The 13808-nt window shown below is 71.0% G+C and carries 12 protein-coding genes and 1 riboswitch; of the genes, 5 read left to right on the top strand and 7 right to left on the bottom strand.

The features are described 5' to 3' along the window. Positions 1-21: 21 nt before the first annotated feature. From ACWEQG_RS04045 to ribD, 4 genes are read right to left on the bottom strand one after another with little or no spacing between them, the layout of a single operon-like run. The gene (locus ACWEQG_RS04045) at positions 22-1281 is read right to left on the bottom strand and encodes a bifunctional 3,4-dihydroxy-2-butanone-4-phosphate synthase/GTP cyclohydrolase II (RefSeq protein WP_363470284.1); all 1260 of its coding nucleotides are present in this window, start codon (positions 1279-1281) and stop codon (positions 22-24) included. Then, on the bottom strand, positions 1278-1913 hold the full coding sequence (locus ACWEQG_RS04040; RefSeq protein WP_452281528.1) for a nicotinamide mononucleotide transporter family protein: 636 nt from the start codon (positions 1911-1913) through the stop codon (positions 1278-1280). Before ACWEQG_RS04040 ends, ACWEQG_RS04045 begins: the two co-directional genes overlap by 4 nt. Next, the gene (locus tag ACWEQG_RS04035; protein WP_452281526.1) at positions 1910-2506 is read right to left on the bottom strand and encodes a riboflavin synthase; all 597 of its coding nucleotides are present in this window, start codon (positions 2504-2506) and stop codon (positions 1910-1912) included. Before ACWEQG_RS04035 ends, ACWEQG_RS04040 begins: the two co-directional genes overlap by 4 nt. Next, a complete protein-coding gene (gene ribD / locus ACWEQG_RS04030; protein WP_452281524.1) occupies positions 2507-3667 on the bottom strand; it encodes a bifunctional diaminohydroxyphosphoribosylaminopyrimidine deaminase/5-amino-6-(5-phosphoribosylamino)uracil reductase RibD in 1161 nt (386 codons plus the stop codon). It lies immediately after the preceding gene. 132 nt (positions 3668-3799) lie between these two features. Then, positions 3800-3951: riboswitch (FMN riboswitch) on the bottom strand. 339 nt (positions 3952-4290) lie between these two features. Between ribD and ACWEQG_RS04025 the strand changes: the two genes are divergently transcribed. From ACWEQG_RS04025 to ACWEQG_RS04005, 5 genes are all read left to right on the top strand, one after another. Beyond that, a complete protein-coding gene (locus ACWEQG_RS04025) occupies positions 4291-5313 on the top strand; it encodes an ABC transporter permease (protein WP_452281522.1) in 1023 nt (340 codons plus the stop codon). Positions 5314-5345: 32 nt separating this feature from the next. Next, entirely contained in the window at positions 5346-7142 is a 1797-nt protein-coding gene (locus tag ACWEQG_RS04020) for an ABC transporter substrate-binding protein (RefSeq protein ID WP_452281520.1), read from the top strand. An 84-nt stretch (positions 7143-7226) separates the two neighbouring features. Further along, positions 7227-8207: an ABC transporter permease gene (locus tag ACWEQG_RS04015; protein ID WP_452281518.1), complete on the top strand. Its 981-nt coding sequence runs from the start codon at positions 7227-7229 to the stop codon at positions 8205-8207. A gap of 40 nt (positions 8208-8247) precedes the next feature. Then, positions 8248-9384 carry an ABC transporter ATP-binding protein gene (locus ACWEQG_RS04010; protein WP_452281516.1) on the top strand — a complete coding sequence of 379 codons (1137 nt, stop codon included), beginning with the start codon at positions 8248-8250 and terminating at the stop codon, positions 9382-9384. Then, positions 9381-10412, top strand: a complete 1032-nt coding sequence (locus ACWEQG_RS04005; RefSeq protein ID WP_363470262.1) for an ABC transporter ATP-binding protein — start codon at positions 9381-9383, stop codon at positions 10410-10412. Before ACWEQG_RS04010 ends, ACWEQG_RS04005 begins: the two co-directional genes overlap by 4 nt. Positions 10413-10555: 143 nt before the next feature. On the opposite strand, the gene rpe is transcribed toward ACWEQG_RS04005, so the two are convergent. The 3 genes from rpe to ACWEQG_RS03990 all read right to left on the bottom strand — a co-directional run bounded on the left by rpe (position 10556) and on the right by ACWEQG_RS03990 (position 13684). Further along, a complete protein-coding gene (rpe, locus tag ACWEQG_RS04000; RefSeq protein ID WP_452281514.1) occupies positions 10556-11227 on the bottom strand; it encodes a ribulose-phosphate 3-epimerase in 672 nt (223 codons plus the stop codon). Between the two features lie 59 nt (positions 11228-11286). After that, complete coding sequence (locus ACWEQG_RS03995) at positions 11287-12174, bottom strand: MBL fold metallo-hydrolase (protein WP_452281512.1); 888 nt, start codon at positions 12172-12174, stop codon at positions 11287-11289. A 226-nt stretch (positions 12175-12400) separates the two neighbouring features. Beyond that, positions 12401-13684 carry an RsmB/NOP family class I SAM-dependent RNA methyltransferase gene (locus ACWEQG_RS03990; protein ID WP_452281655.1) on the bottom strand — a complete coding sequence of 428 codons (1284 nt, stop codon included), beginning with the start codon at positions 13682-13684 and terminating at the stop codon, positions 12401-12403. Between the last annotated feature and the right edge of the window lie 124 nt (positions 13685-13808).

Genomic DNA, 13808 nt, shown 5'->3' with positions numbered 1-13808 from the left:
CGCGTTCACCGATTCGCTCGCTCATGACGCCTCCCTGCCGAAGTGTTCGCCGTGGATGTCGCGCGGGACCCCGCCGGAGATCTCGTGGCCGAGCCGGTCGCGCTTGGCCGTCAGGTACCTCTCGTTGTACGGGTTCATCGCCACCGGCATGGGCTCGCGGCCCAGGACCTTGATGCCGTACCCGTCCATCCCCCGCACCTTGGCCGGGTTGTTGGTGAGCAGGCGCACCGACTTCACGCCGAGATCGGCGAGCATCTGCCCGGCGTTGGAGAACTCCCGGGCGTCCACCGGCAGCCCCAGCTCCAGGTTCGCGTCGACGGTGTCGCTGCCGTCGTCCTGCAGGCTGTAGGCCCGCAGCTTGGCCAGCAGGCCGATGCCCCGCCCCTCGTGGCCGCGCAGGTACACGATCACGCCGCGCCCGTTCTCCGCGATCATGCGCATCGCGGTGTCGAGCTGCACGCCGCAGTCGCAGCGCAGCGAGCCGAGCACGTCGCCGGTGAGGCACTCCGAGTGCGCCCGGACGAGCACGTTCTCGCCGTCCTCGATGTCGCCGTACACCAGCGCGACGTGCTCGCCGCCGTCGAGCGCGCTGGCGTAGCCGTACGCGCGCCAGACGCCGTACCGGTTGGGGATGCGCGTCTCGGCGACCCGGGTGACCATCCGCTCGGACCTGCGGCGGTGCTCGATGAGCTGCTCGATCGACACCAGCGCGAGGTCGTGCTCGTCGGCGAACTCGCGCAGCCGGGGCAGGCGGGCCATCGTGCCGTCGTCGTTGACGATCTCGGCGAGCGCGCCGGCCGGGGAGAGCCCGGCCAGCCTCGCCAGGTCCACCGACGCCTCGGTGTGCCCGGGCCGCACCAGCACGCCGCCCTCGCGGTACCGCAGCGGGAAGATGTGCCCCGGCCGGACCAGCTCGTACGGCTCGGTGGCCGAGTCGCACAGCGTCCTGATCGTCTTGGCCCGGTCGGCGGCGGAGATGCCCGTCGTCACCCCGTCCCTGGCGTCCACGCTGATCGTGTACGCCGTGCGCAGGCGCTCGCGGTTGTCCTGCACCATCAACGGCAGGCCGAGCCGGTCGAGCGTGGCGCCCTCCATGCCCACGCAGATCACGCCGCTGGTGTAGCGGATCATGAAAGCGACCAGCTCCGGCGTCGCCTTGGACGCCGCGAAGATGAGGTCGCCCTCGTTCTCCCGGTTCTCGTTGTCCACGACCACGACGGGCCGCCCGTCCCTGATGTCGTTGACGGCCCTTTCGATCGGGTCCAGCCTTATCCCACTCATGCCACCACCGCCCGCAACTCGCGCGACTGCCGCAGCCAGCCGCGGAAACCGATCATGACCATTACGAAGAACACCCCGTAGACCAGGCCGGAGACCACCAGCCCGGAGCTGAACGCCAGCGGCACGCCGACGAGGTCCACGGCGACCCAGACGATCCAGAAGTCGACCAGGGCCCTGCCCTGCGCCCACGTCGCGACCGCGCTGCCGACGAAGATGTACGCGTCGGGCCAGGGCGCCCAGGAGATGTTCAGGCCCCGCGCGTTGAGATAGGTGAACAGCAGGGCGACCGCGACCGTCCCGGCGACCATGACGCCCACGAGCGTCGCCCGCTCCTTGAGCCGTGCCGAGCGGATGGGCAGCTCGGCGCCGCCGCGGGTGCCGCGCGACCACTTCACCCAGCCGTAGACGGCCAGGATGCCGAACAGCGCCTGCTTGAGCGCGTTGCCGGTGATGTGCGCGCTGACCGACGCCACGAACAGCAGCACCGACCCGAGCAGCTGCACCGGCCAGGTCCAGATCGTCCTCCTGATCGCGAGCCAGACCGTGCCGAGCGCGCACACGTTGCCCACCAGGTCGGTCCACAGCACGGGCTTGCCGAAGACGTAGAACGCCGCCGCGTCCGTCCAGCTCATGCCCGCGCTCCCTGGGTGAGCTTCTCGACGTACTTGGCGATCACGTCCACCTCGAGGTTGACCGGCTCGCCGGGCTGCTTGCGGCCCAGCGTGGTGAGGCCGAGGGTGGTGGGGATCAGGCTGACGGCGAAGGAGTCCTCCGCCACACCCGACACGGTGAGGCTGACGCCGTCCACCGCGATCGAGCCCTTCTCCACGACGTACCGGGCGAGGTTCGCGGGCAGCGAGAGCCGTACGACCTCCCAGTGCTCCCCGGGCTCGCGCGACAGCACCTCCCCGGTCCCGTCCACGTGGCCCTGCACGATGTGCCCGCCGAGGCGCTGGTCGGCCCGTACGGCGCGCTCCAGGTTGACCCGCGCGCCGGGGTGCAGGGCGCCGAGCGAGGACCGGTCGAGGGTCTCCCTCATCACGTCGGCGGTGAAGGAGTCCCCTTCGACCTCGGCCACCGTGAGGCAGACGCCGTTGACGGCGATCGAGTCGCCGTGCCGGGCGTCGCCGGTGACGACCGCGCCGCGCACCGTGAGGCGCGCGGAGTCGCCCCGCGGCTCGAGTGCCACGACCTCGCCGAGCTCCTCGACGATTCCGGTGAACATTCAGCTCTCCTTAGGGGACGTGCGGCCGGAGGACTCCGCGGGCACGGTGGTTTCCGGAGACACGGCGGGTTCCCGAGACACAGGGGACTTCGGACGCAGGACCAGCTTGAGGTCCGGTCCTACGGGGGTCGCCTCGGCGAACTCCAGCCGGTGGATCTCGGTGATCGTCGACACTCCCGCGGCGCCGAGCGCGGCCGGCCCCGCGCCCAGCAGCGCCGGGGCGAGGTAGCCGACGACCCGGTCGACCAGGCCCTCCCGGAGGAAGGCGCCCGCGAGGGTGGGCCCGCCTTCGACCAGCACGCTCACGACCTGCCTGGCGTGCAGTTCGGCCAGGAGGGCGTGCAGGTCGATCCCGCCGGGGACCCGCGGGAGCCGTACGGCGTGGCGGGACAGGTGGGCGGGGACGGCGGCGTCCTCGGCCACGGCGACCAGCGTGGGGGCCTCGTCGTCGAGGACGCGGGCCGTGGCGGGGGTGCGGGCGCCCGGGTCCACGACCACGCGCAGCACGGGCGCCGCGCGCGACGGGGTGGGAACACGGGCCGTGAGCCGGGGGTCGTCGGCGAGCACGGTGCCGATGCCGGCGACGACGGCGTCGGCGGCGGCGCGCAGGCGGTGCACGTCGGCCCTGGCCTCCGGCGAGGTGATCCACTGGCTGGTGCCGTCCTCGGCCGCCGAGCGCCCGTCGACCGTGGCGGCGAACTTCCAGGTCACGTACGGCCTGCCGGCCCGCACGAAGGTCAGCCAGGCGGCGTTGACCTCCTCGGCCTCGGCGGTCAGCACGCCCTCGTCCACCACGACGCCGTGCCGCCGCAGGGTGGCGGCTCCGCCGGCGGCCTTGGGATTGGGGTCGGAGACGGCGACGACGACGCGGGCCACGCCCGCCTCCAGGAGGGCGCCGGTGCAGGGGCCGGTCCTGCCGGTGTGGTCGCAGGGCTCCAAAGTGACGTAGGCCGTGCCGCCCCTGGCCCGTCCGCCCGCCTCGCGCAGCGCCACGACCTCGGCGTGGGGGCCGCCGGCGTAGGCGTGGAAGCCCTCTCCCGCGACCTCGCCCGACGGGTCGAGGACCACACAGCCGACGACGGGATTGGGGCTGGTGCCGCCCAGGCCCCGGGCGGCGAGCGCGATGGCGCGCCGCATGTGAAGGATGTCCCCTGAGGTCACCCCGGTCTTCCTCTCGCCGTTGTCTACGGCGGGCCCCGGGGATGGTCGGGGATGCGGCCTCGCATCACCCGCACGGGCGGCATCGCTGCCGGCGCGGCCACACGGCCGCCCGGCGGCACCATGGCCGCCCGTTCGCGCGCTTCCTCCCATCCGGACTTTCACCGTCGGTCCTGGAATCTCACCAGGTCCACCGGCCGATGGCTTCGGCCGGGTCGCGGACTGTCACCCCTGGGGGCAGGGGTGTCACCGCCGGTTCGGAATTACACCGACCCCGGAGCACGCTGCTCTGCTACCCGCCAGTGTAGCGATGCCCGGCTCGTTGCCCTAGCGCGGGATTGCGGTGATCTGCGGCACACACTTATCGGATGCGCTCAGTCTCAGGAACGTGCGGGTTGTGTCACAAAGTTGTGACACAACAACATTTATGTAATAAGCAGTCTCCCGTGCCGCGTATACCGAGGTCAATGCGGTCGCAGGACACAAGGTGATTTACTTTGCACAACGAAGCAAGCAAGTGGCGAACTGCCCGCCTCAAGTGATTGACCCACGCAAAATTAGTTGCCAGGGTTCCCTATAGTCGGATCTCTTCCGATCGTTAATGGTCCATCCGGGAGCACCGCACCATGACGTTCCCCTCCTCGACCACGACCGACGACGCCGCCGCGGACTCCGTGGAGACGACGGCGCCGTCCGGGTCCGGTCCCGCCATCGTCGGCCGTTCGCCCGGTCAGCTCATGTGGCGCCGGTTCCGGCGCGACAAGACCGGCGTGGTCTCGGCGATCATCGTGCTCGCGTTCTTCCTGATCGCGCTCCTGGCACCCGTGATCTCCGCCCTGTACGGCAAGGACCCGTACACCACATACGGGCAGAACCAGCCGGGCCTGCTCAACGACTACGGCTATCCCATCGCCCCGAACGGCGGCATGAGCGGCGAGTTCTGGTTCGGCCTGGAGCCGGGCCTGGGCCGCGACGTGTTCATGCAGCTCGTGTACGGCATCCGCACGTCGCTGAGCATCGCGGTCATCGTCACCGTGATCACGACGATCATCGGCGTCGCGATGGGCATCACCTCGGGCTACCTCGGCGGCAAGACCGACTACGTGATCGGTCGTGTCATCGACACTCTGCTGGCCTTCCCCTCGCAGCTCTTCCTCATCGTCTTCCTGCCGGTCGTCGAGGCCGCGATCGTGCTGCCGGAGGAGGAGACGCCGGTCTGGCTCCGGTACGTGTCGATCTGCGTCGTCCTGACCGTCCTCGGCTGGGCCACGATCGCCCGCCTGCTACGCGCCCAGGTGCTGTCGCTGCGGACACGTGAGTTCGTCGAGGCCGCCCGCGTCACGGGCGCCTCCCCGGGCCGCGTCATCTTCAAGGAACTGCTGCCCAACCTCTGGACGCCGATCATCATCCAGGCCACCCTCGCGCTGCCGCTGTACGTGGGCGCCGAGGCGGGCCTCGGCTTCCTGGGCGTCGGCATGACCGAGCCCACCCCCGACTGGGGCCGGATGTTCCAGGTGGGCGCCAACGTCTACCACTCCGACGTGACGTACCTGATCTTCCCGGGCGTGTCGATGCTGATCTTCGTCGTCGCCTTCAACCTGCTCGGGGACTCCATCCGCGACGCCTTCGACCCCAAGACCAAGCGCTGACGACACGCGCTCTCCCCCATAGGAAGGACCATATGAGATCGCATAGCAGGCGGATCGCCTCGATGACGGCCGTGCTCGCGGCGGGCGCGCTCGCCCTCGCCGGCTGCGCCAAGGGCGGTGGCGGCGGGGCGCCCCAGGGCGCCGCGAGCACCTCCCAGAAGCCGCTCGAGAACAAGGCGGTCAGCGCGATCGCGGTCGGCACCGCCCAGGACTCCACGGGCCCCGCCCCGGAGGTCCAGGGCGCCAAGTCCGGCGGCACCGTCTACATGATCGACCGCGACGACTTCAGCCACCTGGACCCGGGCCGCGTCTATGTGAACTACAACTCCTCGGTCTCGGCGCTGTTCACCCGCCAGCTCACGAACTACAAGAAGGACGAGTCGGGCAACATCAAGCTCGTCGGCGACCTGGCCACGGACACCGGCACCACCGAGGACGGCGGCAAGACGTGGAAGTTCACGCTCAAGGACGGCCTGAAGTGGCAGGACGGCACTCCGATCACCTCCGCTGACATCAAGTACAGCTTCGAGCGCCTGTTCGCCGACTTCATCACCGAGGGCCCGGACTACGCCGAGACGTGGCTGGTCCCGGACCCGAAGAAGCCGTTCCGCGAGCAGTACAAGGGCCCGTACGACGGCAAGGGGCTCGACACCATCGAGACGCCGGACGACAAGACGGTGGTCTTCCACCTCAACGACGCGCACCCGGACTTCAACTTCACCGTGGCCATGACCGGCTACGGCGCGGTGCCCAAGGCGCAGGACACCAAGCAGAAGTACGACAAGCAGCCGTTCTCGTCCGGTCCGTACAAAATCGTGAGCCACATCACGGACAAGTCCCTGGACCTGGAGCGCAACGAGCACTGGGACCCGAAGACCGACCCGATCCGGCACGCCTACCCGGACAAGTTCCACATGGAGTTCGGGGTCCAGGCCCAGCAGACCACCGAGCGCTTCATGGCCGACACCGGCAACGACAAGAACGCGTTCACCTTCCACAACGCGGTCGCGGCCGAGCGGGTCCAGGAGGTGCTGGGCAACGCCGAGCTGATGAAGCGGTCGGTGCAGGGCCTGACGCCGTTCACCACCTTCTACAACATCAACACCAAGCGGATCACCGACGTCAACGTCCGCAAGGCGATCATCACCGCCTGGCCGGCGAAGCAGATCCAGCAGATCGAGGGTGGCGAGGTCAACACCGGCAAGATCGCCACGACCGTGATGAGCCCGACCGTCCTCGGTTACGAGGCGTTCGACCTGTACGGCAAGCTGGCCAAGCCCGAGGGCGACCCCGAGGCGGCCAAGAAGCTGCTGGCCGATTCGGGCAACCCGAACCCGACCGTCGTCTACGCCTACAACCAGACGCCGACGCAGGAGAAGATCACCGTCGCCATCAAGGAGGCGCTGAGCAAGGCCGGCTTCAAGGTCGTGGCCAAGCCGCTCAACCCGACGACGTACTACGACGCCATCGGCCCGGTGGACAACAAGTTCGACGTCTACTGGGGCGGCTGGGCGGCCGACTGGCCGACCGGCTCGACCGCGATCCAGCCGCAGTACGACGGCCGCCTGATCTCGGACAACGCGCCGAACTACACGCACCTCAACGTGCCGGAGATCAACGAGGCCATCGACAAGGCCAACGCGATCACCGATGCCGCTGAGGCCGGCAAGGCGTGGGCCGCGATCGACCGCATGATCATGGAGCAGGCCGCCATCGTGCCCGAGTACTACCAGACCTACTTCGGCCTGTACGGCTCCGGCCTGGGCGGGGTGCAGTTCGACCCGCTCACCGGTGAGCAGTCGGCGCTCGACATCTACGTCAAGCAGTAGCCGCACCCGGGTCCGTCGCCCCGCTCCCCGCGGGCGGGGCGACGGGCCCCCGCCGTCCCGCCCCGCAGGAGCAAGTGCGAGACCATGACCAGTTTCCTGGCACGCCGCGTCGCCGGCGCCCTCGTGATCCTGCTGATCATCAGCGCGATCACGTTCTACCTCTTCTACGCGATTCCGCGTGACCCCGCCCGGGCCTTCTGCGGCAAGATCTGCCAGCCCGAGACGCTGGCGCTGATCCGCCACAACCTGGGCATGGACGAGCCGCTGTTCGTGCAGTACTGGCACTGGCTCCTGGGCATCTTCGTGGGCCGTGACTTCGTCCAGTTCGGCGAGTGCCCCGCGCCGTGCCTCGGCTACTCCTTCGCCACGCAGGAGCCCGTCTTCGGCGCCATCGTCGACCGGTTCCCGGTGACGCTGTCGCTCACCCTCGGCGCGTCCGTGGTCATCCTGGCGTTCGGCATCCTCACCGGCATGATCGCCGCCTGGAAGGTCGGGCAGCCGCTCGACAAGGTCGCCAGCGCGTCGTCGGTCATCGGAGCCTCGCTGCAGATCTACTTCGTCGGGCCGCTGCTGGCGTTCTACCTCGTGGACACCATGCAGCTGATCCCGCGCCCGTCCTACGTGCCGATCACCGAGAGTCCGCTGGAGTGGTTCACCCACCTCATGCTTCCGTGGGTGGTGCTGTCGATCATCTTCACCGCCAACTACACGCGCATGACCCGGTCGCAGATGGTCGAACAGCTCGCCGAGGACTACGTGCGCACGGCGCGCGCCAAGGGCATGTCGAACCGCGCGGTCTTCTTCCGCTTCGCCTGGCGAGGCGCGATGATCCCGATCGTCACGATCTTCGGCGTCGACCTGGCCACGCTCCTGGGCGGCGCGATCATCACCGAGCAGACGTTCAGCCTGCACGGCATCGGCGAGCTCGCCGTACGGGCGGTGCAGAACACCGACCTGCCGATGCTGCTCGGCGTAACCATCGTGGGCGCGGCGGCGATCGTTCTGCTGAACATCGTCGTGGACGTGCTCTACGCGTTCATCGATCCGCGGGTCCGCCTGGGCTGAGCCCCGCCCCACCGAGTCGAACCTGGAACTGGAGCAGCAAGTGACCACCGTGTCGTGGAGCGGCGAAGCGGGGACCTCGCGCGGCCCCGGGCCGTTCCTGTCCGTCCGCGATCTGACCGTCGAGTTCAGCACCGAGGACGGCATCGTCCACGCCGTCGACGGTCTGTCCTTCGATCTGGAGAAGGGCACCACGCTCGGCATCGTCGGCGAGTCCGGATCGGGCAAGTCGGTGACCAACCTCGCCATCCTCGGCCTGCACGACCCCGCCCATACGCAGATCGGCGGCGAGATCTGGCTGGAGGGCGAGGAGCTGCTCTCGGCGGGCCGCGGCACGATGGAGAAGCTCCGCGGCAACCGCGTCGCGATGATCTTCCAGGATCCGCTGACCGCGCTGTCGCCGTTCCACACGATCGGCCGGCAGATCGGGGAGGTCTACCGCAAGCACAAGGGCGCGAGCAAGAAGGACGCCCGCGAGCGGGCGATCGAGATGCTGCGCCGCGTGGGCATCCCCCAGCCGGAGCGCCGCGTCGACAGCTATCCGCACGAGTTCTCCGGCGGCATGCGGCAGCGCGCGATGATCGCGATGGCGCTGGTGTGCGATCCCGACCTGCTCATCGCCGACGAGCCGACGACCGCGCTCGACGTGACGGTGCAGGCGCAGATCCTCGACCTGCTCAAGGAGCTTCAGCAGCAGTTCGGCACGTCGATCATCCTGATCACCCACGACCTCGGCGTGGTGGCCAACACCGCCGACAACGTCCTGGTGATGTACGCGGGACGGGCGGCCGAGCGCGGCACCGTACGCGAGGTGCTGCGCGAGCCGCAGCACCCGTACACCTGGGGCCTGCTGTCGTCGATGCCACGCCTGAACTCGTCGGTGGACGTGCCGCTGATGCCGGTGCGCGGCACTCCCCCGAGCCTGCTCAACCCGCCGTCCGGCTGCCCGTTCCACCCGCGCTGCGACTACCCGCGGCTCGCCGGGCCGGAGTTGTGCTTCAACCAGCGGCCGTCCCTGTCGCCGGAGACCGGGCACGGGGACGCCTGCTACCTCACCCTCGCGCAGAAGAGGGAGCTCCGCACCGCGCGGGCCGCCGGCACGGCGCGTGCCGATGACACCGCGCAGGCCGGCGACACCGCGCAGGCCGTCAACACCACGCAGACCGGGGACGACGCATGAACGAGACGCTGCTGGATCTCAAGGGGCTGGTCAAGCACTTCCCCGTACGGGGCGGCACGCTGATCAAGCGTCAGGTCGGGGCCGTCCACGCCGTGGACGGCATCGACCTCGCGGTCGGCGCGGGCGAGACCGTCGGCCTGGTGGGCGAGTCGGGCTGCGGCAAGTCGACGACGGGCCGGCTGGCGGCCCGCCTGCTCGAACCCACCTCCGGCCAGATCCTGTACCGGGGGCAGGACATCAGCCACAGCTCCCGCAGGCAGCTCAAGCCGATCCGGCCCGAGATCCAGATGATCTTCCAGGATCCCTACAGCTCGCTCAACCCGCGTCAGACCGTGGGCACGATCATCAGTGGGCCCATGGAGGTCAACGACATCGACCCGCCCGGCGGGCGGAAGAAGCGCGTCCAGGAGCTGCTGGAGATCGTCGGCCTCAACCCCGAGCACTACAACCGCTTCCCGCACGAATTCTCCGGCGGCCAGCGGCAGCGCATCGGGGTCGCCCGCGCCCTGGCGCTCGACCCCAAGCTCATCATCGCCGACGAGCCGGTGTCGGCGCTGGACGTCTCCATCCAGGCGCAGGTGGTGAACCTGCTGCAGGAACTGCAGCGCGACCTCGGCATCGCGTTCCTGTTCATCGCGCACGATCTGGCCGTCGTGCGGCACTTCTCCCAGCGGGTCGCGGTCATGTACCTCGGCAAGATCGTCGAGGTCGGCGACCGCCAGTCGATCTATGAGCGGCCCCGGCATCCGTACACGCACGCCCTGCTGTCGGCCGTGCCCGATCCGGACGTGTCGAGCGAGCCGCGCGAGCGCATCCGCCTGGCCGGTGACGTGCCCTCCCCGATCAATCCGCCGTCCGGCTGCCGGTTCCGCACGCGATGCTGGAAGGCGCAGGACAAGTGCGCCACCGAGGTGCCGCCCCTGGTGCGGCTCAGCGGCAACCGCGAGGGTCACCTGACCGCCTGCCACTTCCCGGAGGCGCCCACCACGCAGGGCGAGGACGTCGTGCTGGACCCCGCCCTCGCCTGACGCGGGCCACGGTCGCGGACCCCGCGGGCGGCCGGTGGACTCGGTGGACGACGGTGGACGGCGGGGGGACTGCACGGCCCGGCGCCGCCGTGCGCGGAGCCGGGCCGATCGGGCCGATGAGGCGGGCTGGTCAGGCGGACTGGTCAGGCGGGCGGGGTGGCCCGCTCGGCCAGGCTCCTGAGCTCCGAGACGGCGCGGGCGGGGTCGTCGGCGCCGTAAACGGCGTTGCCCGCCACGAACACGTCGGCCCCGGCCTCCGCGCAGCGCTCGATCGTCTCCGTGGACACGCCGCCGTCGACCTGGAGCCACACCTCGCCGCCGTGCTTGTCGATCAGCGCCCTCGCCCGGGACACCTTCGGCAGCACGATGTCGAGGAAGCGCTGCCCTCCGAAGCCCGGCTCGACGGTCATGACGAGCAGCATGTCGATCTCGGGGAGCAGGTCCTCGTATCCCTCGACGGCGGTCGCCGGGTTCAGCGCCAGGCCGGCTCTCGCCCCGGCGGCGCGGATCGCCCGCAGCGTACGCACGGCGGCCTTGGCCGCCTCGGCGTGGATCGTGACGCTCGCCGCTCCCGCCTCCGCGTAGTCCGGCGCCCACCGGTCCGGGTCCTGGATCATCAGGTGACAGTCGATCGGCGTCGAGGTGGTCTTCAGCAGCGACTCGACGACCGGCAGGCCGAGCGTGAGGTTGGGCACGAACTGGTAGTCCATCACGTCGACGTGGAGCCAGTCGGCGACGTTCTCCACCCGTGCGGCCTCGTCGGCGAGGCGGGCGAAGTCAGCGGACAGGATGCTGGGCGAGATCTGAACGGCCATAGTCCCTGCAGTCTATTTCGCCGGGCGTCCCGCCCGCCCCGTCCCGGCGCCCGGAACGGTCACGCGACGGGAACCCAGGTGAACCGGCCGTCGGGGCGAGGCTCGGCCCGGCCGAAGACCACGTCGGCGAAGTGACCGCCGTAGCCGATGGTGCCGGGCCGGCTCAGCTCCTCGACCAGGCGGCGGCGGCGTTCCTCCGATTCCGTGGGGTCGTGGTCGATAGCGCAGGACCACTCGGGATGGATGACCTGGACCGGCGAGTGGAGAGCGTCGCCGAAGGCGATGAGCCTCTGGTCGCCGCCGGTGATGACGTAGGTGGTGTGGCCGACGGTGTGCCCGGTGGCGAACGACGCCCGGACGCCGGGGAAGACCTCCTCGCCGTCGTCGACCGTGCGGACGCGGGAGGCGAAGGCGGCCAGGCGGTCCTCGGTCGCCCCGGCCTGGGCGGCCAGTTCGCGCCGCTCCCATTCGGGTGCGGCGACGAGGTGGGGAGCGTGCGCGAACGGCGGAGCGCCGTCGCCGGGGGCGGCGCTCCAGGCCCAGCCCAGGTGGTCGATGTGCAGGTGGGTGATCGCGACGGCCTCGATCTGGCCCGGCTCGCGGCCCAGCCGCCGCAGGTTGTCGAGCAGTTCACCGCCGGACAGGCTGCCCAGCAGCGGGTTGCCGGGGTCGTCGGGGAGCGACGCGGGCCCCAGACCGGTGTCGATGAGCAGCGCCCGCTCGCCCCGCTCCACCAGCAGCGCGCCGAAGGCTCCGGTCAGGAAGCCGTCCTCGTCGAGATAGTCGTGGAGGGTCTCCCAGTCGGCGGCGGTGGCGGCGGGCAGCCATCCGCGCTTCAGGCGCCCCGCCCCGTCCGGGACGAAGCTGACCGTGAGCTCGCCCAGGCGCAGCGAGCGGATGCGCGGCGGGCTGGTCAGCCGGGCGCGGTCGAAGTCGGTCGTGGTCATGGGCCTGCCTCATGCTCACCAAGGCGCCGCCGGGTCGCGGCACGGCCCGAACGTTACCAACCAAGATCCCTCCGCACCCCGGGAACGGCCGCGAAATATGCCGCCGCGGGCGAAACTCGCCGCCACGGGCCGGGGCCGGCGCCGGACGCGGACGTCACCCCTCGCTGAGAAGGACGTCGTGGTGTTCACGACGTCCGGGGACTCACGACGGTGCCGGCGGCACCCGCTAGGGACGCCGCAGCAGGGCCAGGAACATCGCGTCGGTGCCGTGCCGATGCGGCCAGAACTGCGCGTACGGCCCGTCGCCGAGGCCGGGCACCTCCGGCAGGAACGCGCGCGCGTCAAGCACCTCGGCCCGGTCGCGCACGTCCTCCACCACCGCCCGGGTCTCGGCCAGGTGCGGCGAGCAGGTCACGTACGCCACCACGCCACCCGGCCGGACGGCCTCGAGCGCCGAGTCCAGCAGCCGCCGCTGCAGCGCGGTGAGCTCGGGGACACTGCGGGGGTCGCGGCGCCACCGTGCCTCCGGTCGCCTGCGCAGGGCGCCGAGCCCGGTGCAGGGCGCGTCGAGCATCACCCGGTCGAACGCGCCGGGCCGCCAGGCGGGCCGGGTGCCGTCGGCCGTGATCACCTTCGCCTCGCGGGTGGTGCCCCACACCAGCCGGGCGCGGTGATACTGCACGTCGGCGCCGAGCAGCCGGGCGCCCTGCCGCATCGCCACCGCGTCGAGCAGCCCGGCCTTCCCGCCGGGACCCGCGCACATGTCCAGCCACGTCGCGTCGCGGTCGAGCGGCACGCGGGTCAGCGCGAGCGCGACGAGCTGGCTCGCCTCGTCCTGCACCGCGGCGCGCGCCTCCCCCACCGCCGGGATGGCGCCCGGGTCGCCCTCCGGCAGATACACGGCGTACGGCGAGTAGGCGGCCCGCTCGGCCCCGGCCGCGACCAGCTCCTCCACCGTGGCCCGCCCCGGCCGCGCCACCAGGGCCACCCGGGGCCGCTCGTTGTCGGCCTCGAGCAGCGCGGCCGTCTCGTCCACGTCCCCGCCGACCGCGTCCCGCAGGGCGGAGACGATCCAGCGCGGGTGGCTGTAGGCGACCGACAGGTTGCCGACCGGATCCTGCGCGCGCGGCGGGGCGACGATCTCCAGCCACTCCTCCAGCGTGCGGCCCGCCACCTTGCGCAGCACGGCGTTGGCGTAGCGGGAGGGCCCGGCCCCCACACGCAACCGTACGAGGTCGATGGTGGCGCTGACCGCCGCGTGCGGCGGGATCCGCGTACGCAGGAGCTGGTGGACGCCGAGCCGCACCGCGTCGAGCAGCGGCGGGTCCACCTCCTCCGGCGGCCGGTCGCTGCAGGCGGCGATGACCTCGTCGTAGGTCCCGAGGCCGCGCAGCGTGCCGTAGGCGAGTTCGGTGGCGAGGGCCGCGTCGCGGCCGGTGATCCGCCGCTGCCGCAGCAGCGTCGGCATGAGCAGGTTGGCGTACGCGTCGCGCTCGTCGACGGCCCGCATCAGGTCGTAGGCGGCGTTGCGCGCCTCGTCGCGGGGCGGGCGTCCGCGGCCCTGCCTCTGCCCGGCCTTCGCCGCGTGCGCGGTCGGCCCGCCGTGACCCGCCCTGCCGCCGTGCCCGGGGCGG

The sequence above is a fragment of the Microbispora sp. NPDC004025 genome (genome assembly GCF_053604425.1).
Note: the sequence above shows the minus strand (reverse complement) of the source record. Positions and strands in the feature narration are given on the sequence as shown.

Bases quoted from the DNA above. Each gene is read 5' to 3' on its own strand.
- ACWEQG_RS04045 (WP_363470284.1), bottom strand. From the start codon at position 1,281: ATGAGTGGGATAAGGCTGGACCCGATCGAAAGGGCCGTCAACGACATC.
- ACWEQG_RS04015 (WP_452281518.1), top strand. From the start codon at position 7,227: ATGACCAGTTTCCTGGCACGCCGCGTCGCCGGCGCCCTCGTGATCCTG.
- ACWEQG_RS03995 (WP_452281512.1), bottom strand. From the start codon at position 12,174: ATGACCACGACCGACTTCGACCGCGCCCGGCTGACCAGCCCGCCGCGC.
- ACWEQG_RS04005 (WP_363470262.1), top strand. From the start codon at position 9,381: ATGAACGAGACGCTGCTGGATCTCAAGGGGCTGGTCAAGCACTTCCCC.
- ACWEQG_RS04020 (WP_452281520.1), top strand. From the start codon at position 5,346: ATGAGATCGCATAGCAGGCGGATCGCCTCGATGACGGCCGTGCTCGCG.
- rpe (WP_452281514.1), bottom strand. From the start codon at position 11,227: ATGGCCGTTCAGATCTCGCCCAGCATCCTGTCCGCTGACTTCGCCCGC.
- ACWEQG_RS04025 (WP_452281522.1), top strand. From the start codon at position 4,291: ATGACGTTCCCCTCCTCGACCACGACCGACGACGCCGCCGCGGACTCC.
- ACWEQG_RS04040 (WP_452281528.1), bottom strand. From the start codon at position 1,913: ATGAGCTGGACGGACGCGGCGGCGTTCTACGTCTTCGGCAAGCCCGTG.
- ACWEQG_RS03990 (WP_452281655.1), bottom strand. From the start codon at position 13,684: ATGCGGGCCGTCGACGAGCGCGACGCGTACGCCAACCTGCTCATGCCG.
- ACWEQG_RS04035 (WP_452281526.1), bottom strand. From the start codon at position 2,506: ATGTTCACCGGAATCGTCGAGGAGCTCGGCGAGGTCGTGGCACTCGAG.